At 56.6% G+C, this 23,085-nt stretch carries 29 protein-coding genes; 9 read left to right on the top strand and 20 right to left on the bottom strand.

Features of this window, described 5'->3' with window-relative positions; genetic code table 11:
- Positions 1-612: aminotransferase class IV (locus B2T33_RS09185; RefSeq protein WP_286791736.1), on the top strand; the 612-nt coding region annotated here is incomplete at its 5' end.
- A 156-nt stretch (positions 613-768) separates the two neighbouring features.
- On the top strand, positions 769-1,650 hold the full coding sequence (locus B2T33_RS09180) for a DMT family transporter (RefSeq protein WP_197147036.1): 882 nt from the start codon (positions 769-771) through the stop codon (positions 1,648-1,650).
- Here B2T33_RS09180 and B2T33_RS09175 read toward each other — a convergent pair.
- The 4 genes from B2T33_RS09175 to B2T33_RS09160 all read right to left on the bottom strand — a co-directional run bounded on the left by B2T33_RS09175 (position 1,647) and on the right by B2T33_RS09160 (position 4,731).
- Positions 1,647-2,105 (bottom strand): pyridoxamine 5'-phosphate oxidase family protein, encoded by a 459-nt coding sequence (locus B2T33_RS09175; protein WP_197147035.1) that lies wholly within the window; start codon positions 2,103-2,105, stop codon positions 1,647-1,649. The two genes, B2T33_RS09180 and B2T33_RS09175, sit on opposite strands and share 4 nt — an antisense overlap.
- A 49-nt stretch (positions 2,106-2,154) precedes the next feature.
- Entirely contained in the window at positions 2,155-2,628 is a 474-nt protein-coding gene (locus tag B2T33_RS09170; RefSeq protein WP_197147034.1) for a hypothetical protein, read from the bottom strand.
- A 63-nt stretch (positions 2,629-2,691) separates the two neighbouring features.
- Positions 2,692-3,576 (bottom strand): TIGR01459 family HAD-type hydrolase, encoded by an 885-nt coding sequence (locus tag B2T33_RS09165; RefSeq protein WP_197147033.1) that lies wholly within the window; start codon positions 3,574-3,576, stop codon positions 2,692-2,694.
- An 18-nt stretch (positions 3,577-3,594) separates the two neighbouring features.
- Complete coding sequence (locus tag B2T33_RS09160) at positions 3,595-4,731, bottom strand: quinone-dependent dihydroorotate dehydrogenase (protein WP_286791735.1); 1,137 nt, start codon at positions 4,729-4,731, stop codon at positions 3,595-3,597.
- Between the two features lie 251 nt (positions 4,732-4,982).
- On the opposite strand from B2T33_RS09160, the gene B2T33_RS09155 reads away from it, so the two are divergent.
- Positions 4,983-6,095, top strand: a complete 1,113-nt coding sequence (locus B2T33_RS09155) for an NADH:flavin oxidoreductase (protein ID WP_286791734.1) — start codon at positions 4,983-4,985, stop codon at positions 6,093-6,095.
- Positions 6,096-6,184: 89 nt separating this feature from the next.
- Here the strand turns inward: B2T33_RS09155 and B2T33_RS09150 are convergent, their stop codons facing one another.
- Positions 6,185-6,769: an exopolysaccharide biosynthesis protein gene (locus B2T33_RS09150; protein ID WP_286791733.1), complete on the bottom strand. Its 585-nt coding sequence runs from the start codon at positions 6,767-6,769 to the stop codon at positions 6,185-6,187.
- Positions 6,770-6,896: 127 nt separating this feature from the next.
- Here B2T33_RS09150 and B2T33_RS09145 point away from each other — a divergent pair, with 127 nt between their 5' ends.
- Positions 6,897-7,133, top strand: coding sequence for a DUF1413 domain-containing protein (locus tag B2T33_RS09145; RefSeq protein WP_286791732.1), 237 nt, complete (start codon positions 6,897-6,899; stop codon positions 7,131-7,133).
- Between the two features lie 31 nt (positions 7,134-7,164).
- Here B2T33_RS09145 and B2T33_RS09140 read toward each other — a convergent pair whose 3' ends face one another.
- Together B2T33_RS09140 and B2T33_RS09135 are read right to left on the bottom strand one after the other, a co-directional pair.
- Complete coding sequence (locus B2T33_RS09140; protein WP_064781822.1) at positions 7,165-7,524, bottom strand: DUF952 domain-containing protein; 360 nt, start codon at positions 7,522-7,524, stop codon at positions 7,165-7,167.
- Between the two features lie 37 nt (positions 7,525-7,561).
- A complete protein-coding gene (locus B2T33_RS09135; protein ID WP_197147028.1) occupies positions 7,562-8,479 on the bottom strand; it encodes a LysR family transcriptional regulator in 918 nt (305 codons plus the stop codon).
- A gap of 73 nt (positions 8,480-8,552) precedes the next feature.
- Between B2T33_RS09135 and B2T33_RS09130 the strand changes: the two genes are divergently transcribed.
- The 5 genes from B2T33_RS09130 (at position 8,553) to B2T33_RS09110 (ending at position 12,332) form a co-directional block, all read left to right on the top strand.
- The gene (locus B2T33_RS09130; protein WP_197147027.1) at positions 8,553-9,473 is read left to right on the top strand and encodes a PhzF family phenazine biosynthesis protein; all 921 of its coding nucleotides are present in this window, start codon (positions 8,553-8,555) and stop codon (positions 9,471-9,473) included.
- Positions 9,474-9,645: 172 nt separating this feature from the next.
- Entirely contained in the window at positions 9,646-9,906 is a 261-nt protein-coding gene (locus tag B2T33_RS09125) for a helix-turn-helix domain-containing protein (RefSeq protein ID WP_286791731.1), read from the top strand.
- On the top strand, positions 9,903-11,219 hold the full coding sequence (locus B2T33_RS09120) for a type II toxin-antitoxin system HipA family toxin (RefSeq protein ID WP_286791730.1): 1,317 nt from the start codon (positions 9,903-9,905) through the stop codon (positions 11,217-11,219). Before B2T33_RS09125 ends, B2T33_RS09120 begins: the two co-directional genes overlap by 4 nt.
- Positions 11,220-11,223: 4 nt before the next feature.
- Positions 11,224-11,628: a hypothetical protein gene (locus B2T33_RS09115; protein ID WP_286791729.1), complete on the top strand. Its 405-nt coding sequence runs from the start codon at positions 11,224-11,226 to the stop codon at positions 11,626-11,628.
- Complete coding sequence (locus B2T33_RS09110; RefSeq protein WP_286791728.1) at positions 11,625-12,332, top strand: hypothetical protein; 708 nt, start codon at positions 11,625-11,627, stop codon at positions 12,330-12,332. Before B2T33_RS09115 ends, B2T33_RS09110 begins: the two co-directional genes overlap by 4 nt.
- 11 nt (positions 12,333-12,343) lie before the next feature.
- Here B2T33_RS09110 and B2T33_RS09105 read toward each other — a convergent pair whose 3' ends face one another.
- The 13 genes from B2T33_RS09105 to B2T33_RS09045 form a co-directional block, all read right to left on the bottom strand.
- The gene (locus tag B2T33_RS09105) at positions 12,344-12,919 is read right to left on the bottom strand and encodes a PIN domain-containing protein (RefSeq protein WP_286791727.1); all 576 of its coding nucleotides are present in this window, start codon (positions 12,917-12,919) and stop codon (positions 12,344-12,346) included.
- Positions 12,920-12,925: 6 nt separating this feature from the next.
- Complete coding sequence (locus B2T33_RS09100) at positions 12,926-13,396, bottom strand: helix-turn-helix domain-containing protein (protein WP_286791726.1); 471 nt, start codon at positions 13,394-13,396, stop codon at positions 12,926-12,928.
- A 140-nt stretch (positions 13,397-13,536) separates the two neighbouring features.
- Positions 13,537-14,022, bottom strand: coding sequence for a 3TM-type holin (locus B2T33_RS09095; RefSeq protein ID WP_286791724.1), 486 nt, complete (start codon positions 14,020-14,022; stop codon positions 13,537-13,539).
- 174 nt (positions 14,023-14,196) lie between these two features.
- Positions 14,197-14,679: a cell wall hydrolase gene (locus tag B2T33_RS09090; protein WP_286791723.1), complete on the bottom strand. Its 483-nt coding sequence runs from the start codon at positions 14,677-14,679 to the stop codon at positions 14,197-14,199.
- Positions 14,676-14,999, bottom strand: a complete 324-nt coding sequence (locus B2T33_RS09085; protein ID WP_286791722.1) for a hypothetical protein — start codon at positions 14,997-14,999, stop codon at positions 14,676-14,678. Before B2T33_RS09085 ends, B2T33_RS09090 begins: the two co-directional genes overlap by 4 nt.
- A 136-nt stretch (positions 15,000-15,135) precedes the next feature.
- The gene (locus B2T33_RS09080) at positions 15,136-15,441 is read right to left on the bottom strand and encodes a hypothetical protein (protein WP_008890208.1); all 306 of its coding nucleotides are present in this window, start codon (positions 15,439-15,441) and stop codon (positions 15,136-15,138) included.
- Positions 15,442-15,727: 286 nt separating this feature from the next.
- Positions 15,728-17,236 (bottom strand): phage terminase large subunit, encoded by a 1,509-nt coding sequence (terL, locus tag B2T33_RS09075; protein WP_286791721.1) that lies wholly within the window; start codon positions 17,234-17,236, stop codon positions 15,728-15,730.
- A gap of 104 nt (positions 17,237-17,340) precedes the next feature.
- Entirely contained in the window at positions 17,341-17,604 is a 264-nt protein-coding gene (locus B2T33_RS09070; RefSeq protein ID WP_286791720.1) for a hypothetical protein, read from the bottom strand.
- Positions 17,605-17,729: 125 nt separating this feature from the next.
- On the bottom strand, positions 17,730-18,047 hold the full coding sequence (locus B2T33_RS09065; RefSeq protein WP_286791719.1) for a hypothetical protein: 318 nt from the start codon (positions 18,045-18,047) through the stop codon (positions 17,730-17,732).
- Positions 18,048-18,056: 9 nt separating this feature from the next.
- A complete protein-coding gene (locus B2T33_RS09060) occupies positions 18,057-19,163 on the bottom strand; it encodes a phage head spike fiber domain-containing protein (protein WP_286791718.1) in 1,107 nt (368 codons plus the stop codon).
- A 47-nt stretch (positions 19,164-19,210) separates the two neighbouring features.
- Positions 19,211-20,614, bottom strand: coding sequence for a hypothetical protein (locus B2T33_RS09055; protein WP_286791717.1), 1,404 nt, complete (start codon positions 20,612-20,614; stop codon positions 19,211-19,213).
- 36 nt (positions 20,615-20,650) lie between these two features.
- A complete protein-coding gene (locus tag B2T33_RS09050) occupies positions 20,651-21,097 on the bottom strand; it encodes a hypothetical protein (RefSeq protein ID WP_286791716.1) in 447 nt (148 codons plus the stop codon).
- A partial coding sequence (locus B2T33_RS09045; RefSeq protein WP_349678239.1) for a hypothetical protein occupies positions 21,097-23,085 on the bottom strand: 1,989 nt, incomplete at its 5' end. The genes B2T33_RS09045 and B2T33_RS09050, both read right to left, overlap by 1 nt.

Raw genomic sequence — 23,085 nt, 5'->3', positions numbered from 1 at the left:
GACATCACCGAAGGCCTGATTTACCTGCAAGTATCGCGTGGTTCGGCCGGTGATCGTGATTTCGCGATCGACCCGCAAACGCCGCCGACCATCGTGATGTTCACGCAAAGCAAATCCCTGATCAAATCGGCCCTTGCCGAACGCGGCCAGAAGATTGTCACCTTCCCCGACATCCGCTGGCGCCGGTCCGACATCAAAACCACCCAGCTGCTTTATGCGTCGCTTCTCAAAACCGATGCGGCTGCCAAGGGCAAGGACGATGCCTGGATGGTGCTGGATGGCTATGTCACCGAAGGATCAAGCAACAACGCCTATATCGTCACCAAGGACGGCACGATCGTCACCCGTGAGCTTTCGACCGACATCCTCCACGGCATCACCCGTGCCGCGGTTCTGAAATGCGCCGAGGAACTTCAGCTCAAGGTCGAAGAACGCCACTTCACCATCGAAGAAGCCCAGAATGCGGCTGAAGCCTTTTCGACCTCGGCCTCGGCCTTTGTCTGCCCGGTTGTCGAGATCGATGACAAGAAAATCGGCGATGGCGTCCCCGGCCCGGTCGCCAAGCGCCTGCGCGAGATTTATATCGACGCCAACCGCAAAATGGCGATCTGATCGGCTGCCAATACATCCATATGATCGTCTCCTCAAAGCCGATCAAACTGCGAAACGCCGCCCACTTTCGGGCGGCGTTTTTGCTTAACTGCTGGCCTCATCGCTACAATTCCCGTAAAGCTGAAAGCTAACGTCACCATCAACTAGGAAGCCCCATTGGCCACGCAAACGTCTTCCCGCCAGAACAACCTTGTCGGCATCATGACGATGTGTGGCGGGGTGGCAGCGCTGTGTATCAATGATGCGCTGGCCAAAAGCCTGATGGATCATTATTCCCCGATCCAGATCATCTTCCTGCGCAACATCATCGCCCTTCCCTTTGCCTTTATGGTGGCGCTCAAAATGGGCGGTTCTCGCAGCTTGCGGTCAAGCCGCGTTCACGTGCATTTCATGCGCGGTGTCGTCTGGATTGCCGCCACCGTGATGTTCTTTACCAGCATCCACCACCTCGGTCTTGCCGAAGCCACAGCACTGGCCTTTGTCGCACCGTTATTTATCACCGCACTGTCGGCAATCTTCATTGCCCGGGTCGGCTGGCGGCGCTGGCTTGCGGTTAGTGTTGGTTTTCTGGGGGTTCTGGTAATTGTCCGGCCTGGTGCCGCAACGTTTGAGCTGATATCGCTCCTGCCGATTGCGACTGCGTTTACCTATGCGATCCTGATGCTAAGCGCGCGCTTTGTCGATACGCGCGAAAGCATGTGGACATTGCTGCTTTATCTCAGCCTGACCAGCGCGATCCTGACCAGCATACCGGTGATCTTTGTCTGGAGCCCGGTCCGGGCGGAGGACATCTGGCTGTTTCTGGCGATTGCGCTCTGTGGCTCGCTTGGCATGACCATGATCACCCAGGCCTTCCGCTTTGCCGAGGCCCCGACGGTGGCACCATTCGATTACACGGCCCTGATCTGGGCAACCGCACTTGGCTGGATGTTCTGGGGTGAAACGCCCGATGTTCTGACCTTTGTCGGGGCAGCCATCATTACCGCAAGCGGGCTTTTCGTGATCTTCCGCGAAAGCAAGGTGGCGGCGGAAAACTAGTCGCGCGGTTTGACGCCATAGGTCCGCATCGCACTTTCGCGCATGTCGGCCTCATGCACGTCGTTTTTAAACCGGTAACTGGGGGCGAGGATTTCATTCGCCTTGGTGACCGTGACATCAAACAGGGTCGCCACCCGGAAGGCGTTGCCTGCCATGTCCTGCAGGATGGCTTGGCGTTCTTCAAACCCGGCGTCACCTTTGCGCATCAGGGTCGCCGCGCCATAAAGCTGCCAGCCGCGTTGCGAAAAAACATCAACGAAACTCACGCAAACATGCGGATTGCGCGCGATATTCTCAACCGACTGCGGGGAAGCAATATTGGCGATGATGATGCGGTCATCCCCAAAACACGCAAAGATTTCCTTGGGGCTGACCGACGGTCCGGCATCAGAACTTGTCGCCAGCCAGCAGAGAACCGAACGATTGGCATAGTCGCGGATCTCATCGGTTAGCATGCCCGTTTCCCTTCCGAATACATAGGACTGCCCACACCTAAATGACATGCTAAATTTTCACCCATCGCGTCGGAAGCTGCGAGTTTCCGCCCGATGCAATTTGCCCATCTATATCTATACCAGAAGCAGATAATAGAGCCAAATATGCGGCAAGGATTTCATTATGGAGCCGCTCTAAATCATTCAGCATCAGCTCACGACCCTCAGAAGAGTTTCGCCGAAAGTTGTGATACCGATAGAAGGAATGGCTTAAAAAATTTCTTGCACGCAAAGCAGTCTCAAGCATTTCCGCAGAAACCGCAGAATCTTTCTGCTTTGCTTTTAAAGCGGAAATCAAACGACCAAGCGTGTGTTTGTTCACCTTTTGAACAATCTCACTGGCTTTGGCTGAATCAGGGTTTCGAATTAGGTCGGCATCCAAACATTCATGCGTAAACAGCATTGTTCCGAGTTCAGTTTCCAGAAGCTGGGCGGCCTCAGAAACTTCACCGAACTTCTCGTACACGTTAGCCAACGTAACCATTCGAGTTCCAAGATAAATTGGCCGTCAAAAACAAGCTTGATTATGCCAAGAGCAACCTAACTGCTACCAGCAGAAATCCCCCATCGCATAGGTGATGTGACGGCCCGTGGCGGCCAGAAGCGCATCAAGCTTTTCGCGTTCCGGCAGCGTACCGCGCGGCGCGTCGAGTTCTTCGGCGTGGATGCCGCCGGTGACGAGTGCGACATCCAGACCGGCATTGTTGGATCCAGCAATATCGGTCGAGATGCTGTCGCCGACGACCAGAAGCTTGGCATCCGGGCCCTTATCAAACATCTGCAGGCAGAAGTCATAGGCACTTGCCAACGGCTTGCCTTCCCAGCGGACATTGCCACCCAGTTCTTCGTAACGCCCGGCAATGGCACCGGCACAAATGATGCGTTTGCCACCGCGGATCACTTCACGGTCCGGGTTGGGACACAGCACCGGCAGGTCGCGGGCCTTCAGCGCATGCAGAAGGTCTTCGTATTTCGACACCTGATCATGATCCTCGTTCGGGCCGGTGATCAGAACCCAGTCGGCATCATCGACCTCGGTGACGATTTCGACATCCTGATTTTCAAACATCGACATATCGCGCACCGGCCCGACCATCAGGACCTTGCGACCCAGCTTGGCGTACCAGGGATCGGATCGCGCGACGAGCTGGGCATAGGCAACCTCGCCCGATGCCACCGCCGGGCCATACAAATCGCGCGAAATGCCCATATCTTCCATCCGGTTGACCACGACCGAGGAACGGCGCGGCGCATTCGACAGAAGGGCCACCGGAATACCGGCTTCCTTAAGGGCTGTCATCGCGGCGATCGAGCTTGGATAGGGTGTCACCCCGTCATGCACAACGCCCCACAGATCAAGGATCACGGCATCATATTTACCAATCACCTCGGACAGGCCATTGATCATTTCATAGGGCGCGGGCTTGCTCATGCCGTCCGGATCCTTGTGTTACTTCTTGTTTGATTTGGCAGCAACAGCTGCCTTGGCAGAACGGGCTTCATCGACCGGAATGCCTTTGCCCGAAATCTCCGGGAAGGCGGCACCGACTGCATCCGATACATTGGAAAAGCCATCCTTGCGCAGGCGCCGTGCAAGGTCTTCCTTGATCTCGGTCACCAACTCCACACCGTGATAGACCAGCGAGGAATAAAGCTGCACCAGCGAAGCACCATTGAGGATCTTCTCATAGGCATCCTTGCCCGATGCAATCCCGCCAACCCCAATCAGCGGCACCTTGCCCTCGGTCAATCGGTAAAAGTCGGCCAGAACCTTGGTCGAGGGTTCCATCAAAGGCGGGCCGGAAAGACCGCCCTTTTCATCCTGATCATAAGAATTAAGCCCGACCGGCCGGTCAATCGTGGTGTTCGATACGATCATGCCATCAAGTTTGACTTTGGTGACCACAGCCGCGATGTCGGATTTGTCTTCCTCGGTCAAATCCGGGGCGACTTTCAACAACACCGGCACACCCTTGGCAAAGGAATTCCGCGCCTTGATCACGACCTTAAGCAGCTTTTCAAGCGGCGCACGGCCCTGCAAAGCGCGCAGGCCCGGCGTATTGGGCGAGGACACATTGACCACCAGATAATCGGCATAGGGACCAAGCGCCTCGACCCCCTTGGCGTAATCATCAGCCGCATCTTCGGAATATTTGTTCTTGCCAAGGTTAGCGCCCAAAACCCCGCGACGTGCGCGTTTGCGCAGGCGTGCGGCCACCAATTCGGCCCCGTCATTATTAAAGCCCATGCGGTTGATCACCGCCCGGTCGGAATAAAGCCGGAAAAGGCGGGGTTTCGGGTTTCCGGGTTGCGGCAAAGGCGTCACCGAGCCGATCTCAACAAAGCCAAAGCCGTGCGAGAGCATCTGGTTAGGGACTTCGGCGTTTTTATCAAAGCCCGCGGCAAGCCCGACCGGATTGGCAAATTTGCGCCCGAACACCTCGGTTTCCAGCATCGGGGTCGCGTCGGTCGCGTCATCGGCGCGCGGCACCAGATTGTTTTTCAGCGCCCAGATCGCCAGACCATGCGCGGTCTCGGCATCAATCCAGCGGACAATCGGCAAAACCAGTGACTTATACCACCCCACGCGAGACGCTCCGTGCTTGAAAGGACATGCCCTTTTCTTACGCGGCTCACGGGTTTAGGGCAAGGATCAATGGCATTAAGTGGCGCCATGCGGCCGGTTATTTTCTTATGATCGCACCAACAACGATCTCAGGCGTTGTACTGCATAAAATCATGCACCGATGTTTTTATCGCGTAGCCACAGATTGACAGCCGCCATTTCCGGAATATCTAGGAGCGACCAAAACAGAAATTCCGATCAAAGGATATCCAATGTCAAAACCCGACATTCTCTTCACACCTTTCAAGCTGAAAACGCTCGATCTTCCCAACCGCATTGTCATGGCCCCGATGACCCGTAACAAGGCACCGGACGGCATTCCGGGTGCAGTCAACGCGGATTATTACAGCAAGCGCGCCGCAGGAGGTGTTGGTCTGATCCTTTCGGAGGGGACCGTGGTTGATCGTCCGGCATCGCGTAACCTTCCGCACATTCCGCTTTTCCATGGCGAGGCCGCCATGAAGGGCTGGAAGGCCGTTGCCGATGCCGTGCATGCGGCCGGTGGCAAGATGGGCCCGCAGATCTGGCATACCGGATCAACCCGCACGCCTGATGACTGGGAACCGGACGCACCGGTCGAAAGCCCGTCAGGTCTGGTTGGCCCGGATGATCCGCGTGGCAACACCATGTCGGAATCTGATATTGCCGACACGATCGCAGCCTTTGCCAAGGCCGCCCTTGATGCCAAGAATGCCGGTTTTGATACCTTTGAAATTCATGGCGCGCACGGCTATCTGATTGATCAGTTCTTCTGGCCCGGCACCAATCTGCGCACTGATCGTTTTGGCGGCAAGACGATCAAGGAACGTTCGACCTTTGCCCGCGAAGTGGTGACCGCAATGCGGGCCGCCGTCGGCCCGGACTTCCCGATCATCCTGCGCGTCAGCCAGTGGAAACAGCAGGACTTTACCGCCCGCCTTGCTTATACGCCCGATGAAATGACAGATTGGCTCGGCCCGCTGGTTGAGGCCGGGGTTGATATCATCCACGCATCGCAACGCCGTTTCTGGGAACCGGAATTCCCCGAAATCGATGGTGAAAAGGGCCTGAACTTTGCCGGTTGGGCGAAAAAACTGACCGGGGCGCCGACGATTTCGGTCGGCTCTGTCGGCCTGTCATCTGACTTTATCGGTGCGTTCTCTGGCGAAGCATCGCAAAAGGCCAGCCTTGATGAGCTGATCAATCGCATGGAAAAGGGCGAGTTTGACCTGATCGCGGTTGGTCGCGCGCTTCTGAGCGACGCCCAGTGGGCCAACAAGGTCAAAAACGGCGCCTATGATCAGCTGGAAGACTTCAACGCCTCTGCCCTGGCAGAACTCGCCTAAGTTAACACCGATCACAAACACAAAAAAAACAGCCTGCCGAACCATCGGCGGGCTGTTTGCATATCAGGCGGTTTAGATGGCTAAATGCCTCAGATGATCTGAAACATCAAAATCACGGTGCCGAGGGTCATGGCAACGGCGGCCAGCATTAAAAGCCCGTCACTGACCAAAATCGCCAAGCCAAAGGCGGCAATGGCGCTCATGGGGGCGATGGCGGCAAACGGGACAAGTTCAAACATCGGCATCGACAGAGACAGGAGCAGGCACATCAGGGCTGCGATCCGCACGGCAACCCCGCTGATCAGGCTTTCAAACCGCCCACCAAACCAGCGATCCATCCGCTTGGCCACCGGATCAATCTTTTCCAGTCCGGCACGGACCTTGTCACCCCCGATTTCCCGCGCTGCCAAGACATCGGGCAGCCATAAATGCCTGCGCCCGATGATGATTTGCAGGGAAAACACGGCAACGAGTGCGGCCAGAAAGGTTGGCGCGAAGGGAATACCACCAATCGGCGACACACCAATCAAAGCCGGCACCAGAAGAAACGGCCCCTGACTGCGTTGTCCAAGCTCGGCCACGATATCACCGACCGAAACATGGCGGTCGCCTTCTGCGCGCTTGTCAATCCGCGCAACGATGTCCGCGACCTTTGCATTTTTCGGCGCCGTCATGGCCGGGCCTTTCGGCTATGGATCTGAATGTTATGCATGAAACCACAACGCCTGACGGGCGCGCTTGTTTCCGCGCAATTTGCGCCAGCACAATGCAAACCCGCCGCAACTATGCTGAGATCACCCCATGACACAGCTTGATCTTGATAAACTCAAAGCAACCCTTGCCGCGCGAAGCCCCGGCCCTTTTCATTTCCATGAAATCTATGGGCGTGACTGGGACGCGCTTTATATCGGCGACAAGGTCAAACTCGGCCATTCATTCCTGAATGCCGTGCGCGCCGGGAAATTGCCCGGCGTGATCGATACCGGCACGAAGAAAGGCGGCGGGCGATTATATCTTTGGAAGCCGTGCGGGATTTAGATCCGGCGCGTTCAGGCGGAGCTGGCGCAGATCAACGCAGATCTTCGGGCAGGATGTGAACACCGTTTTCATCAAGGCGAATTTCATCGACCTTGGTCACGTGCTCCACGGACAGAACATCATAGAGATGCGGGAACAGCGTGCCGCCGCGGGCCGGTTCCCATTTGATTTTCGCGGCAATCGGCGCGACCGGCACCCGCAGCAATTTCAAGTGATCCCGCCCGGCATAATGCAGCGCAAGCGTTGCGGCCAGCGTATCCTGGGTCGAGAAATGGATAAAGCCATCGGCAATATCATGCGGCGCACCGTCATATTGTCCGGCACTGAGCGCTTCTGCCCATTCATCCGAACCCAATACGCGATAGATCATGTCATCAGTTGTATTTGTCATGGCGGGAATTTAGGCAGACACGTGCGAAACGGCAAGCCTATTTCATCTGATCCTTCAGCCAGCCCAAAAGCTTCGCATACCGTTCCGTCTTGGAAAATTCCGGACTGCAGACCAGCCAATAGGCCGATTTCATGGGAACCTCCGGACCAACCGGCGCAAGAAACCCTTGTGCGATATCGCCCTCAATCAGAAGGGTTCGGCCAAGCCCGATGCCCATGCCGTTGATTGCGGCCTGTAACACCAGATCGGCACGATCAAACGCAAGCGCCTTGCGATCCGCATCAAGGCTTAAACCGGCCTTTGCGTAATAATAGCCCCAACTGAAATCCGTGCCATCACGCTCCCCGACCGCATCCTTAAGCAAGGTGACATCACTGTCGCCAAGAACCTCTTCAAGCCCCCTGCCCCCGGCGACATAACCCGGACGGGCGACCGGCACGATCGCTGCCTTTTTAAGCAAGCTGGAATGCAAACCGGGATAGGGCCCGGCGCCAAAGCGAATGGCGGCATCCATCGTGCCAGCGCTGAAATCCACCGGCCGGTCATTGACGTCCAAGGCAATCTCAAGCCCGGCGTCCTGTGCCGACGCCAGATTGGGCAATACCCATTTCATCGCCAGCGCGGATGCCACCGACAGGCGCACCGTGCCGCTCGTTCTGAATTTCTCCAGCCGGTCAAACGCCCCGTCCCAGACACCCACCGTCTCAAGCGCAGCCGCACACAGCACCCGGCCATATTCGGTCGGCGTGATCTGGCGCGTGGTGCGCTCAAACAACGCAAAGCCAAGCGCCTCTTCAAGCTGGGTGATCCGGTGACTGACGGCCGACTGATGCACACCCAGCTTTTCGGCCGCCTTGCTGAAACTGTTTTCACGCGCAATCGCGGCCAACACCGGGGCCAAGGGGCTCACCCGTCCGATCAGATCCGCCCGCGACATTTCATGAGGTTTCTTCATCTATATATGAGTCCGAAATTCCTGACAAAACACTTAAAACAGCCTCATCAGAGATTTTAGCAGGAATAGAGTCATGAGTACATCTCAACAAAATACCCAAACCGTCCCGGTGCAGATCGTTAATGCGTTTGTGAAAAATGGTCAGGGCGGTAATCCGGCCGGTGTCGTACTGGATGCCGACCAGTTTAGCGACGCGCAAAAGCTCAGCATCGCGCAGAAAGTCGGCCTGTCGGAAACCGCCTTTGTCTCGAAATCCGAGACCTGCGGCATAAAGCTTGATTTCTTTACCCCGACCAAACGCATCGCCCATTGCGGCCATGCGACCATCGCGACTTTTTCCTATCTCGCCGCACTCGAACGCTTTGGCGATGGCGAGACCTCCAAGGAAACCGTCGATGGCCCGCGTAAGATCATCCTTGATCACGGCATGGCCTATATGGAGCAACTGGCCCCGACCTACACCCCGGCCGCCCGCTGGATTGATCAAGGTGTAACACTTGATGATGTGCTGAAATCGCTTGCGATCACGTCTAATGATCTCGATGACCGCGCCCGCCCGGTTCTGGTCAACACCGGCAATAACTTCATCGTCATTGCCGTGAAAGATCAGGCGACGCTCGCCAACATCACGCCCGATCAGGATGCCATCAACGCGATCAGCGAGAAACTGGACCTGATCGGCTATTACATCTTTACCACCGACACCGGTGACACAGGTGATGCCGGGATTGACGCCACCACCCGCATGTTCGCCCCGCGCTATGGCATCACCGAGGAAGCCGCCACCGGCATGGCCGCCGGCCCGCTGGCCTGCGTCCTCCATGATTTACTAGAAATCAAAAAGGACAGCTTCCTGATCGCCCAGGGCGAATTCATGACCGAACCGTCCCCAAGCGAAATCAAGGTCACGCTGGAGCTTAAAGATGACCGCATCACCGGCCTTCTGGCAGGCGGTCAGGGCAAGGTAATGAAGAACCTTGAGATTGCGCTTTAGACCTCCCCTCTTTGGCGCTTCCGCACACTCGCAGAAGCGCCATACTTTACCCATAAGTAAAACTTCACCAAAAATCGCCCTAAAACCACGAAATTTTACTTACAGGTAAACTTCACTTTACATTCACAGCAAAACCCCCTAAATTTACCCATAGGTAAATTTGGAGGATGCCGTGCACATCACCCGCATGGACGAGCTTGGCCCGGAAATCCGCAAGGCCCGCAAGGCGCTTGGCCTGTCGCAGACCGATCTGGCGCTTGCCACGGGCTTGAGCGTCAAGTTCCTCAGCCAGCTTGAAACCGGCAAGGCCGACAATCCGGGCTTTGCCAATATCCTGGATATCACCCGTGCCCTTGGCGGTCAGGTGATGCTGGACTGGTCGGATATGTCATCCGAACCCGATCCCGCCCAAACGGACGGGGGCACGGCATGACCAAAACCCTTCTGGTCCTTGCCAATGGCCGCGACCGGGTTGGCGTTTTGCGCGCCGATGCGCGTGGCTATATGTCATTTGAATATGACCCGGAATGGCTTGCAAGCCCTGCGGCCTATCCGGTTTCGCAAAGCATTCCGCTGCGGGATGGTGCGTTTGACCATCAGGCCATTGAACCGTTCTTTGACGGGCTTCTGCCCGATAAAAAAGATGTCCGCCGCCAGATCGCAGCATTGTTTGATGTCGCCCCGACGGACGAGTTTGGCATTCTGGAACATATCGGGCGCGATTGCGCCGGGGCCTTGATGCTGATCCATCCCGATCAGGCGGAAAGCCCCCTGCAATCCGATGCCCGTCTTTCGGCGATCTCGACCGATGATCTTGCCAAACGCATTGCCGAGCTGCCCCAAAGACCGCTTTTCATCGAAGAGGATGAAGTTGTCCTGTCGCTGGCCGGGGTGAATGACAAGGCCGCGGTTTATATCGATCCAGCCACACAGGAAATCTCCCTGCCGTTTGGCGGATATCCAAGTACCCACATCCTCAAGATCGATATCGAACGCCTGCCGGACTCTACCCGGACCGAGCATTTCTGCATGAAGCTTGCGCGCAAGATCGGTCTTGATGCCGCGCACACCAAAATCCGCCTGTTCAATGATCGCCCTGTCCTGTTCGTCACCCGCTTTGACCGCGCCTATGCCCAGACATCAAACGGCGTCCGCGTCACCCGCCTGCATCAGGAAGATTTCTGTCAGGCACTTGGGGTGAACCCGGATGTCAAATATGAACGTCAAGGCGGGCCAGACCTTGCCGCGATGTTTGCGCTCACCAAACAGGCATCCACCATCCCGGCGCGCGATATCCCCAAATTGCTTGGGTTTGTGATTTTCAATTTCCTGATCGGCAACCCGGATGCGCACGCCAAGAACTATTCGCTGATCTATCGGCAACGCCCGACAAATGCCAAGGCGACAAATGTCCACACCGCGATCAGTCCGCTTTATGACGTCAACAATGGTGCGGCATTTCGCGATTGCTTCAAAAGCCAGCGCCCCCGCCTCGCCCAATCCATCGGCGGATGCTATGACCCGACCGAACTGGACTGGCCCCACTGGGAATCCCAGGCCCGCATGATCGGCAGCTCCCCCACCGCGCTTCGCAAGGCGCTGCTCACCATGGCAAAGAAAGTGCGCGAAACCATTACCCCGCTGCGCGATGAAGTTCGTGATACCGACGCCGATAGCCCAAGGCTTAACCATATCGTTGACGATGTCTCAAACCGATGTGAAACTTGGATCCGCAAACTCGGGTGATCGCATGGATGATGATTTCGACCTCCCGCCGGGCATCGGCCCGCATAATGACCGCGAACTGGAATTGATGCTGGCCGGAACAAAGCCGATGGCAATGTTCTCGGACGCAGTCCATGTCAGCCATTATTTCCCCGAAGCCGATTTTGCCCCGCACGTCAAATCAGGCCGGATCATCCGCGCCCAAGAAATCATCCCGCGCCCACCCCATGACATGCGCTACTTGTTCTTCGCCCTGCCCGGCGAAGAATGGCGGATCGAGGAAGCGTTGGTTATGTGTCGTAATTTATGCGCTGGGACGGTCAAGGACCATGACGCAGATTCCGCGCGGATGGGAGAGTTGTTGGGGTATTCGGCACAGGATATCACGGCGTTCCTTGAACACCTCCAAAGAGGCAGAACTCAAGAATGACCTCAGATTCTCAAAAGCGTGATGAGCGTAACTTTGTGCTCAAAGCATCTCAGCTACTAAATACCTCGTGGGAAATTTTAGAACAGCGCGAGAAACCAGATTTTATCATAAAAGAGGGCGCACTTATTTTTGGGCTGGAGGTAAGGGAAATATTTCTTAATGAAAACAAGAACAAAGGAGGATCGTCCGTAAAACAGACAGAACAACATCGAAGCAAAAAATTAGAAAAATTTGCTCATAGTTTTGAGAAAAAATCTAATTTGGCTTTGCATGTTCGGCTCCTTAGGAAGCCAGATGCTGGAAATATCTCTGAATGCGAGTTGAAAGAACTGCATCAAGCCTTAATGGCAGAAAACCTTGAAAGCAGAGAAAACGGCTACCAAACTCAATTTTTTCTCAGTTGCGGAACCAAGGTTTGGGTTACCAAAGAATTTCATTCTCGCTGGTACGTTATAAACGATAGAGTCGGATGGGTAAGCCAAGATCCCATTGAGCTAATTCAATCTGCAATTGATGAAAAATGCAAAAAGCTGGGTACTTATCGTAAGAATGCAGGACCAGATATACGCTTACTTTTGGTCGCCAACCACCTGAATAACAGTGGGAAAATCACGCTCTCACCTACGACCAGCAGGTCTTTTGATCTGCAAGGCTTTACGAAAATCTACTTCTTATCTCATCCATCAGAAGCCTTGGAGCTCTGACGTCAGTTGCTTTACCAATATTGCTCATATTCCTTGAGCAAAAGCGCCGTTGTCATCAAACCACGGCTTTCGGCAAACTGAATGATCTTGCCTGTCGTAAGCACCGGATTTTGATAGCCCGCCCGCATGGTTTTCAACGCGCCAAACGCTGTCTGCTCATGCAGCGTAATGGTATCGGAAATGAATTCATCAGGTGATTTGAGCTCAACCCCGAACTTCGCCAATTCACTCGGCGGAAAATCTTTGAGGTTATCTGTCACCAGAACCTGCGCGTTGGTGTGAATTGCCGCGGCCAGAACGTGGCGATCATCGGGATCTGGCAGTGACACCGCCGAAATCAGCGCATCATATCCGGTCACGCAGGCGTCCCGGAATGCCCGCTCGATTGCCGCACGCTGCTTGGTGCCATCCGCCTCACCCTTGGTGATTTTCAGGATCGCACGCTCGGGTTCATCAAGAATTTGCGGGCTCCAGCGCGGGCGGAAAAGTTCTGCCTCGGCAAGATGAAGCAACAGATTGCGCTTGAACACATCGGCCAGAACACAGGCATCAAGGATTGCTGTAAAATGGTCTGCCCGATATGTCATCTGCGCCTAATATCCCTTTAGCAGGAGCTCTGCGTCCATTTTTGCCAGTTCGGACAAGGCTTCCCGGCGCTCTGCATCCCGGACTTCCTTATAGGCAAACAAATCCTCTGCCTTGATCCGGCGGTGCCGCCCGACGGTGGCATACGGGATTTCGCCGGCTTCAAGCAGCTTGATCAGGTAGGGCCGAGACACATTCAGCAAATCCGCCGCCTGTTGCGTCGTCAAATCCGCCGAAAGCGGGATCATCTGAAAGCCCTGACGGCTGGACACCAGACGCAACAAAGACATCAGGCTTTCGGTCAAAGCCGGGCTGAGCGTAATCGTTTTCGGCTCACCGTCACCGGGCATGACAGTCAGCTTGGTATCTTCACCTTCTTTGGTCTGCGATGCGATAATCTGGCGGAGCTGATCGGCAGTAGCGCTTTCAATTTGCGTGGGCAATCTACCGCCAAAATCGTCTTTGCGAATTGCGGACATATTGCAATCTCCATTTCACTTTCCGGCGCACGGCTACAAGTTTTCTACAAATTTTCTACAATTTTTCTTGTAGCTTTCTTACTTATACACACGCGTCCATTTATTCGCAATATTCGAAACAAACGCAATAAACGAAATCACTAAATCTTCTTATCCGCACTCCGCTTAACCACACTCACCCCCAAAACACCCAAAGCAATGCCCCAGATCGGGCTGGTATTGACGAGTGCTGCAATGATTGCCGGGGCCTGTAGCGGGGTGAGGATGATGGCATAGGCGATGGCACCCATGGTCATGATCCAGGTCAGCGCAACGGCATAGCCGAAGCTCGGGCGCCAGCGGCGGACAAAGGCGTCTTCGCTGGCGACCTCGGCGCGGATGGTGCGGTTGACGGATTTCAGGGTTTCTGTATCACGCGCCAGTTCGATTTCGGCCATGCGTTCGGTGTGACGGTTGGCAGCATGGATTTGTTCAGGCGTGACGTCGCCCTTGGTCACGGCCGCCTCTACCTGTTTCAGGCCCTCGGCCGCGGTTTTGGCGATCGGGTTGTCGATATGATCAAGCCCCGCACCCACCGCCTTCATCAAAAGCGGCAGGCCGATCTGGGCAAGCAATGCCGGGATCATCAATGTTCTCCATCAAAGTCAAATGCCCAACCGATGGTCGGGATTGTCGTTAAGGCGTGACGAAAAGGAGCATTGGCGAGAACCGGCGCGCAGCGTACGTGTCAGTACGTGAGCACCGGAAGCGCAGCCAATGCTTCTTTGCAGTCCGTCTTGGCGGCAAGAGCGGCCATCGGATTAGCCGATGTTCTTGTAGAACAGATGCCCACCAATCTCGGCACACGGCACATGCCCACGCGCCCAGAACGGATCGACCGCATGGGTGTGATAATGGGTGGCGCCATCGGTTTGGTCTGGAAGGTCGCCCGCCACCGCCCGCTTGGCGATGCGTTTGCACAAGCGGTAGGCCGGGTCACGCGGGCTAAGTGCCAGAAGCTTCTCGCGGTTGGGATCATTCGCGTTCCAGCAGGAAAACTGTGCCGGTTTCAGGCACACCGATTTGAGGTCATTGCCCCACCAATAACGCCCGCGCCGCTTCGCAAACGCCACCCGGTTGAGGATGACCGACGCCACGGCTTCGATCCCGGGAAGTTCTTCGCCGCGCGCCTCGCCATAAAGGGTACGGGCAAGCACTTCGACCTCAGTCAGCGCATCGGGATCGGTGACCGGCTGGGATGTCGAATTTGGGGCCGCTCTGGTCAGGGTTTGGATAACGGTCATAGGCTCAGATCCTTTTTGCTCGGGAGGGGGGGCATGTCGAGCTTGGCCTCGATCCGGAGCAAATGGCCGGTCAGGCGTTTTTCGACATCCTTGAGATAGGGGATGGAGACATAGTTGCGCGCGACATCGAGCTTGAAGGCAGCCAAGGCATCGCGCAGGTCGCTGGCATCTGACTCTTCGCGGGTGCGAAGTTGCTCCACCCGGCCAAGCAGTTCGGAACGCATCCGCCAATGCAGCCAGAACAGGCTGGCGACAGCGGGAATTTCAACAGCCGTGATCCACCAGATCACATCAACCGTCTGGGTCACAGGCAGGGTCATGGGGGCCTCGATTTTCAGACAAAGAAAAACCCGCAAACCGATGGCTTGCGGGTCAGGTCGACCTCTCCTCCACCCGGGGCGACATCCCGCGGGCTGGATAAGCGGTCAAAGCAGTCAGGAGGCGGGGAAGCTTGGTTTAAGCTGCCGGGCCTTTGAGCTTTTCTTCCAGGTCCTGCCAGGCCTCGCCAGAGGCGACAAGGCAGCTTGGGCCGGACGGATAGGTAAACAGGATGGTCCAGGTCTGGCCATCGGGGGCTTTAAGCACCTCGATCACGCCACCATTGGATGTCACGCCGACCGCGACCGGTTCTTCCGAATATTTTGCGCTCAGGCTGTCGATCACCTTGGATCGATCCCCGCAGACGGGGGATGCCGAGGCTGGGGTATGTGTTACTGCAACGGCACCTGCCACCACAGCAATCAAGCTCAGTGTTTTCAACATGGTCAGGCCTCCTGGCAGTCAGGTGCGCCCACATGGACGTCTTGTTTTCCTGTACTGCAAAATCAATCAACAAATGATCTTTGGCCGCTTCCTTGTGCCGGCTTCATGGGCCGGGACCCGTCTTTTTCTGGCTTCGAAAACTCACTTTAGTATAGGAATAAAAATTACTTACTATGCTTTCATATAATAAACGTAGGGACCAAAGCTGAATTTTCCATGAATATTTCACAAATGTGATACAGACCTGCGCTAACCATTTGGCATTGTGAGAAAGTTTTTTCCTCCCTCACGGATTGAAATGGCTCTCGGCCCGGAAAATCCCGCTTTGTGCCCGCCAGTCGGCGCGTTTGACTGGCATATCGACCCGTGGCAAACGCACCGGATCATGCAAAATACAGCCCGCCACCGCATCAAGCCCGTCATCAGCACCTTTGTTGGCATTGCTGTTATCGGGATGCCAATCGCGCATCTGGCGCAGAAACGGTGTCTGGCAAACAGCGCGATGCACATGCAACAACCCCGCCCCCATCACCGCACCAAAGGCATCCTCGATCCGGGTGGCCTTGTTGGTACTCTCATGATGTTCTACGACGCTTGCTGCCCATCCGATTGATTTCAATTCACGCCGCAGGATATTGGGCAGGAACCGGCCAATGCCATTGGTCTCAACCCGGACCGACGGCAAATGATGGCGCGCCATAAAGTCGGCCACCTGCGCACAAAGCTGGCTGGCCTCATCGCGCCAGGGCATATCGCAGTTTGCCGCCGGTGCACTTGGATCAGACGCCCGCAACCACGCGATATCCTGCAGCCAATATTCCCCCTGATCGCAGATATAAACGCACGCCACCACCGCACCGTCGCCCCGCATGGAACCAAAACTCGGATCAAAATGGCAGGCACTCGCGACCATGGTGCGCCCGCCAATCCGAAGGCTCATGCGGCCATTGCCATGGGTGATCTCGGCCGCGTCGTCGTAAAACCGAAGTGACGCGGGGTCGAGGATGCCTGCCACCGGGGCCATCATTTCAAGCATCATCTGGCTTTGAAATTTGCGCTCTGGCGTGCGGGCCCGCATCGCATCAATCGCGGCCAGATCAAATTTTTCCGGCCAGTTTGATGTCCCGTGCTTATTGACGATGGGAAGCTCAAAGCGTGAAAAACCGTCAAGAAACGGGGCAACCTCGCCGATTTCAATTCGCGCTTCATCAGCATAGATCGAATAATAGCTGTGCGGTGTGCCGACATAAAGCTGCGCACCGGTTGGGCCCAGCACATAGGCAATCTCGCCAAGCTTTTCGCGCAGCTCGCAACGTTTATGGGCGGTGTCGCTGTTTTTCGGCACCTCGACATCATCGCAAATCACCAGATCGGCGCGCGATCCGGTGATGTTGCCGCCAATACCCACCGCCTGCATCGACGGATCACGCAACACAGCCGTCCGCGCCACGGTAAACCGCTCGCTCCCCCAATCAATCAGCTTTTCGGGCAACAGGGCCCCCATCAACGGATGACGTTCAATCACGCGCTTGACATTGCGCACCATCTTTTTCGCCAGATCAAGATCGGCGGCCAGAACCAGAATACGCAAATCGGTATCGCGATAGAGCAGCCAGGCACAAAATAACCCGACCAGTGTCGACTTGCCGGAATTACGAAATGCCATCAAAAGCATTTCCCGCTTGCCCGACTGCCAGCAGTCCTCAAGCCAATCAGCCATCTTGCGGTGATGGGCCGGCAGGCTCAGCCCCAACATCTGATCCCAGATCCAAACGAATTCGGCGAAGCTTGCCATTTGCTCGATCCTCGAAATGATCAGATTTCTTTATCTTGAATACAAAAAGGCATTCGGCAACGCATGCCGCCGAATGCCCTTCACATCACGATGAGAATTGCGGGTCAGAGGTTTGTACAAACCCCAAATTTGCTTTCCCAGGACTTGCCCTTGGATTTGTCCTTGCAGTTATGGGCATCACGGTTACTCAGAACCTTGCCTGTGCAATTTTTAGCAGACCAGCATTTCTGCTTTTGGGTCGCACCCTGCACCTGTTCAATCAGGCTGTCTTCCGAGCTCGAACTTGCCGATTCCTCGTCACCACCATTGGCAAATGCAGGGCTTGCCATAAACATCAGGCTGGCAAAAACAATCATCGCATTTTTCATGGTCTGTCCTTTCTAAAGTTAGGCATTTATCGCTGCGCGACCTATGCCGGCAGCTTTCAAGGACGTCTCGACAATCACGGATGTGATACCATCACACAAAGATCACAATGCTTTACGCCAATCCCTCAGCTGGCACCTTCAAGCGCCTCCTTCGCTTTGGCGATCAAATCGCTGGTGTTCATTGCATCGTCCGCGCCGTCGTCTTCCCCGGCACCCTGCCCCTCAGACGCCCAACGCAGCAGTTTGATCAAACCATCAAGATGCCCAAGGGCGGTTTTGCACGCCGCCTGATGCGCATTGAAATCCTTGGCTTCGCGCAGAAGCGCTGCCTGCTGTGCCGCCCGGCGATAGGCATTGCGCACCCGTTTGATGTCATCGGGCAAATCGCGCAGCAGTTCCGCTCGCAAGGTGGCGATTGGATCGGTGTTTTCCGTCTCACGCATCGCCCATCCTCAGACAGTTGAAAGCTCTGACAACCGCGCATTGGAAAGCTTTTCCGGCCAATAGGCGAGATTGCGCACATGCCCGTTCAGGGCCTTGTCGGTGCCGCCAAAGGAACCCAGCACGATATTGGAAAAGTTGCGCGGCATGGCAAAGCCATCGGGGGATGACAACACCACACCATCCAGCCCTACCGAGATCACGTCATCATCCCACGCCAGCGCGATGCGATGACGGCTATCCTTGGCAAGCGTGCCATACAGCGACTGGGTGACGACCGGCACGCCACCCGAACGTAGCGAAATGCGCAACTGATCGGCGGCACTGTCATAACCAAGATCAAGGTGATCATCATTCAGACTCAGCGAATAAAGCTGCACGATCCGCCAGATACCATCCCAATCGGACGCGGTATGGATATCAAACACCAAGGTGCCCCGCCCTTGCGCGAACCAGTCGCCGGGATCAAGCCGCACATCATCGGCCGCACGTGCCGCCGGGATACCGTTGCTGATGATGTCACTTGTCGGCGCTGGTCCGGTTTCAAGCTGGGCATTCCAGATCAGGATGGAGGCCGGAAGGGCCGAAACTGCGGTGCTGATTTTCGGATAGCGGGTCGTACCGGATGCCGGTTCGGCGATCCAGACCCGCTGCCAGTTTTCATCGAGTGTAAAGCCATGCGCGGAAGCCCCGTCAATCCCGCCAAGCGTGATGTCAGCCATGCCCGAAACTGCGCGCATCCAAATGGCAAGGCTGTATGTCTGGCTGGCAACAAGCCCGCCGACATTCTGATAAAGTCCATCCGCACCACCGGAAGTACCCGGCAGATCAAGCTGCATCGCGCTCTCACTGCCATCCGGGGCGGCGATTGTGCTGGCACCTACCACCACACCGCTGTTCTTTTCCCAAAGCGCATTGTCAAAGGCCATTGAGTAGCGCAGCAGGTTGGTCGCCGCCCCCTCGATCAAAAGGCCCAAGCGCCGGCCAAGCCGATCATGGTCATAGGCCGGTTCATCAATCGCGCGGGTTTCAAGCAGGCCATTTTGGCCGCGAACAAGCTTTGTGCTGGCGCGCGAAACATTCATGCAGGCCGCAAGCGGCTGATAGCGCAATCCCATTGGGTGCATCTCCGTTCATTTGGCATGTGATGGATGGTGGCGTTGCGTCAGCCGCCAATGCGATGAATGTGACACCAGGTCAAAAGGCCGCTTGCGCCAATGTCGCGTGTTTGCGCATCACTATGCGACAGACGCAGGCGCAATCCGGTGCCGGGTGTGGGATTAATCCGGGCAATGCCGTTGAGGCGCAAACTGTGTGCCGCCCCGCTGCCCATGGCGGTAATATCATTGGCCTGCAGGTGGCTTGACCAATCCGTACCGTCAAAGCGTTCGAGCGACAAAGTTGTAAAGACCGACTGGTCGGTAATCGGGAAACGCACCCCGATATCAACATGATAAAAGCCCGGCGGAAGCGCCGTCACCCCATGCACGCCGCTGTCATAAAGCCCGTGGCTGTCTTCAATCACCTGATCCCATTCGACCAGAAACGCCCCGCCCGCCGGAATGGATTGGCTGGCCGTGCGCAAAAGCTTCACCACCGGGCCGCTTTCATGGATCGGGGCGGCAAACCAGCGCGTGCCATCACAGATCAGATCGACCATGTCACCCCGTGTCGGCAACGGATAAACAGTTGCCTCCGCCCCGCCATTGGTCGGGCGAATGACATTCCCCGCCGCCGTCGTGATATCGACCATCGTGCCATCACCGTTAAACACCCGAAAGCGCACCCCATTGCGCGCAATCGATGCCACCGGCAGGGTCAATTGCGCCCCGCTGGACAGCCGGACCAGCGATCCGGTTTCGCGGATATCCATGATGCGCGAAACCGGCGCATCAATCACCGGCATGCGGCGTTCATCCTCCCACGCCAGCACATCACCACTGCGAAAATCAAGATCAAGCATCGCCCCGGCAGCAGTCCGTTCAAACGACGCGACCGCGATTTCAGATCGACTTTCGGCAGCCTCGGCCCGGTTGGCGGCATCTTGTGCCTGGCTGGCCTTATGGCTTGCGACCGCGATATCATCGGCCGTCGGACCATTGGCAAGCCCCGTGCCATCCGCGTTCCAGATCAGCGCCCGACCGGGCTTGATCACCGGAAGCTCAGCCGACGTGCCCTCCCCCTGATCCGCGCCAAAGCGCAAAGCCCCGGAAAGCGCGCGATCAACATCGCCAAGGGCGGCCGTCATGAAATCAAGATCACGCTCCAGCGCATCACCGCGCGGGATCGACATGGCGTCAAAGCTGCTCAGGCGGCGCAAATGCAACTGCCGGGCAATATGGATCGTGCTGCCATTTGCCGGCGGATTTTCAAACCGCACCACGCCACCCCCGCCCTGATCGCTGGGTGTAAGTGCGATATGAAAGCCGGTATCGGTTTCCACCCCATTGATGCTGATGCGCACATCGCCCGCATCAAACACATCAAAATCAAACGGAAAACTGTCGCGCGTACCATCGCCAACAAAGGCGATGGCGGCACGGATCTGATTGGTAAAAACAGCGCCCATAGTTTCTTCCCCCTAATAAACCTCAGCCCCAGAACCTCAGCCCCAGCCATCGCGCTTTGAAAACCAGGCATTCAGCCGCGCAACAGTGTCATCCTGCGAAGATCGCAACAGCGACTTTTCACGCCAGGCGGCCTGTTGGTTGATGCGATTGCGGTTTCTCGCGGCGGCATCGGCACTCTGGTCCGCATCCTGCCGGGTGGCTTTTTCATAACCCGCCAGAACCGCACTGGCCGATCCCGATCCACCGGCCATCAGGCCCGCAGCCCCTTGCCGGGCACGTGCGGTTGCCTGACGACGACGCAGGTCTTCTTCGCGATTGGTGGCGTCTTCGCGCTCGCGTGCTGCGATCTCGGCCAGCTCCGCCTTACGGGCGGCTTCGGTTTGATCAATACGGCTTTGTGCATTGGTCTGGTTGGCGCTAATCCGTTGTCCGGTTTGCAGCACCGATGCCGCCATCGGCACGATTGATGTAAATCCACCCATCAGTCATTCACCCCCATTTCACTGGCCGCACCGAGCAACAAAAAAGGCCGGGGCAATGCCCCGGCGATGCGCCATAATCCGCTTTTAACTGTCCCGCCACTGCCCCGCCGCCAGCCCAGTGCGCGGAGCGTGATATCCCCGCTATAGAGCGCATCTTTGTCATCGGCGGAAACCGGCAGCGCCACATCGCGCAATCCCCGACCGGTATCGACGCGAAGCTGCCCGGTTTCCTGCAAACGCAAGGTCACCGAGACCAGACGCACGGCATTACCACCATGCGGGCGGCTGCCATCCGATGCGGCCGGCGGCAGGGCATAGATTTCATGGGTAAAGGGCAAGCCGACCTCGATCTCCGGCACCGCACCGATGTGATCTGGCAGCGTAATCGTGCCCCCGGCAACCGGGATGTCACGGGCAAGAACGCCATCGTGCCAAACGCTGACATCAAGGCCATCAAGCGGATCAAGATTGCCCCAATGTCGGCGTGGCGCCTCACCCGCGGCCACCGCTTGGCGGCGATAAAGATCAAAGCCGCATTGCGGGTCAAACACGCCCAGGAAATAACGGCCACCCCGTTCCAGCACGACATAGACATCCCCGCCCGACACCGAAACGGATGCAAAGGCACATCCCGCAACCGATTGCGCCGACCAGGCGGTGATGGCCTCAGACCGATACAGCGTCAGGGTGGCAAGCGATCCATCGCGCATCACCACATGCAAAAGCCGCCGAACCGGATCAAAGGCCTGATCGATGGGATGATGGGTCAGATGGCGTGACAGCAAAGCAAGGTCGGCTGATCCATAGGCCTGCTCGACATCGGTAAACAGGAATTCGCGAATTTCGCGCCCGCTCCGCCCGGCAAAAAGCGTTGCGCCATCAACATTGACCAGTGGCACAGTGCGATCACTTTGGCTCCCGATCCGGGTCTGGCGCGTGACCTGCACATTGGCGGGGGTGAGCGGATCGCCCGTGACCATCCATTCCGATCCGCTGGTAAAGACCTGCAAATGACGCCCGGCGAAAATGCCGGTAATCGCATTGACCTGATCGGCAAGCAGGGCAAATTCAATCGCCTCGTCATCAAGGCCTTCGCCGAGCTCGAAATTAAACAGATCGCCGGATTTTGACATCCACAGGCGGTTGGGCAGATCGCGCGATCCGCCAATGATCAAGCGGTCCTGATGAAAGGTCACGCTGCGCGGCCAACCCCGCACATCGGAAAAGGCCTGCTCGACGAAATCGACGGTGGCATCGGTATTGGGAAATGCCTGCTTCAGCGCGATGGTGGCAGACCGAGCATTGGCGACACTTTTAATCTCGCCCTCAATCCCCTGAATCCGCCACAGGGTCCCGACATGCGCTGGCACGAACACATCGATGTTGGCAGTGAGCGTGACGGTTCCGCTGGTGCCCGATGGCGTCAGGGTCGCGGCCGGTTGAACGAACTTGTAGTAAGGCTGGCTGGTTCGAAAATTGGTTTCTCGCCAGGCCCACAGGCTGGTTTGCCAGCTGCCATCGCCGGTGCGTGTGATCCGGACCGGTTTGGCATCGGGATGCACGACCAACAGCGTATCCGCACTCTGCGTCCAGTTGAGCAGATCATGGTGTTCCAGCCCAAACGTGGTTTCAAACCAGATCGTCTCAACCCCGTCTTCAAACACCAGTGCGCGGTTATCGCCAAAGGCCAGCAGATAGGTCTGCTCGGTATTGAACTCGAACTGGATCAGGCGCGCGGGGCCCGGCAATTCATCAATCAATCGAATGCCGGGACGGCGACGCACGCCGCCCGATGGCTCGATAAACACATTGCGCAGGCGTGCCGCCCCATAGGCATAGGCGCTTAAGTCCGATCGCCCCCACAATTCCGGGGCCAGTTCGCCGGTCGAAAAGGTATTTTTCTCCAGAACGCGGCGTGCCATGGGGTGCTCCCTCGTTGAATAACGGTAATGCGCCTGCGGATCGTCATCCCCGCGCAGGCGGGGATC

It is taken from the genome of Thalassospira sp. UBA4513 (genome assembly GCF_002388495.1).
Taxonomy (GTDB): Bacteria; Pseudomonadota; Alphaproteobacteria; order Rhodospirillales; family Thalassospiraceae; genus Thalassospira; species Thalassospira tepidiphila.
Note: the sequence above shows the minus strand (reverse complement) of the source record. Positions and strands in the feature narration are given on the sequence as shown.

Bases quoted from the DNA above. Each gene is read 5' to 3' on its own strand.
- B2T33_RS09175 (WP_197147035.1), bottom strand. From the start codon at position 2,105: ATGCTAACCGATGAGATCCGCGACTATGCCAATCGTTCGGTTCTCTGC.
- B2T33_RS09170 (WP_197147034.1), bottom strand. From the start codon at position 2,628: ATGGTTACGTTGGCTAACGTGTACGAGAAGTTCGGTGAAGTTTCTGAG.
- B2T33_RS09130 (WP_197147027.1), top strand. From the start codon at position 8,553: ATGAGTACATCTCAACAAAATACCCAAACCGTCCCGGTGCAGATCGTT.
- B2T33_RS09080 (WP_008890208.1), bottom strand. From the start codon at position 15,441: ATGTTGAAAACACTGAGCTTGATTGCTGTGGTGGCAGGTGCCGTTGCA.
- B2T33_RS09155 (WP_286791734.1), top strand. From the start codon at position 4,983: ATGTCAAAACCCGACATTCTCTTCACACCTTTCAAGCTGAAAACGCTC.
- B2T33_RS09105 (WP_286791727.1), bottom strand. From the start codon at position 12,919: ATGACATATCGGGCAGACCATTTTACAGCAATCCTTGATGCCTGTGTT.
- B2T33_RS09135 (WP_197147028.1), bottom strand. From the start codon at position 8,479: ATGAAGAAACCTCATGAAATGTCGCGGGCGGATCTGATCGGACGGGTG.
- B2T33_RS09055 (WP_286791717.1), bottom strand. From the start codon at position 20,614: ATGGGCGCTGTTTTTACCAATCAGATCCGTGCCGCCATCGCCTTTGTT.
- B2T33_RS09145 (WP_286791732.1), top strand. From the start codon at position 6,897: ATGACACAGCTTGATCTTGATAAACTCAAAGCAACCCTTGCCGCGCGA.
- B2T33_RS09120 (WP_286791730.1), top strand. From the start codon at position 9,903: ATGACCAAAACCCTTCTGGTCCTTGCCAATGGCCGCGACCGGGTTGGC.
- terL (WP_286791721.1), bottom strand. From the start codon at position 17,236: ATGGCAAGCTTCGCCGAATTCGTTTGGATCTGGGATCAGATGTTGGGG.
- B2T33_RS09150 (WP_286791733.1), bottom strand. From the start codon at position 6,769: ATGACGGCGCCGAAAAATGCAAAGGTCGCGGACATCGTTGCGCGGATT.
- B2T33_RS09140 (WP_064781822.1), bottom strand. From the start codon at position 7,524: ATGACAAATACAACTGATGACATGATCTATCGCGTATTGGGTTCGGAT.
- B2T33_RS09060 (WP_286791718.1), bottom strand. From the start codon at position 19,163: ATGGGATTGCGCTATCAGCCGCTTGCGGCCTGCATGAATGTTTCGCGC.
- B2T33_RS09090 (WP_286791723.1), bottom strand. From the start codon at position 14,679: ATGACCGTTATCCAAACCCTGACCAGAGCGGCCCCAAATTCGACATCC.
- B2T33_RS09065 (WP_286791719.1), bottom strand. From the start codon at position 18,047: ATGCGTGAGACGGAAAACACCGATCCAATCGCCACCTTGCGAGCGGAA.
- B2T33_RS09050 (WP_286791716.1), bottom strand. From the start codon at position 21,097: ATGGGTGGATTTACATCAATCGTGCCGATGGCGGCATCGGTGCTGCAA.
- B2T33_RS09100 (WP_286791726.1), bottom strand. From the start codon at position 13,396: ATGTCCGCAATTCGCAAAGACGATTTTGGCGGTAGATTGCCCACGCAA.
- B2T33_RS09070 (WP_286791720.1), bottom strand. From the start codon at position 17,604: ATGAAAAATGCGATGATTGTTTTTGCCAGCCTGATGTTTATGGCAAGC.
- B2T33_RS09165 (WP_197147033.1), bottom strand. From the start codon at position 3,576: ATGAGCAAGCCCGCGCCCTATGAAATGATCAATGGCCTGTCCGAGGTG.
- B2T33_RS09110 (WP_286791728.1), top strand. From the start codon at position 11,625: ATGACCTCAGATTCTCAAAAGCGTGATGAGCGTAACTTTGTGCTCAAA.
- B2T33_RS09095 (WP_286791724.1), bottom strand. From the start codon at position 14,022: ATGATCCCGGCATTGCTTGCCCAGATCGGCCTGCCGCTTTTGATGAAG.
- B2T33_RS09115 (WP_286791729.1), top strand. From the start codon at position 11,224: ATGGATGATGATTTCGACCTCCCGCCGGGCATCGGCCCGCATAATGAC.
- B2T33_RS09085 (WP_286791722.1), bottom strand. From the start codon at position 14,999: ATGACCCTGCCTGTGACCCAGACGGTTGATGTGATCTGGTGGATCACG.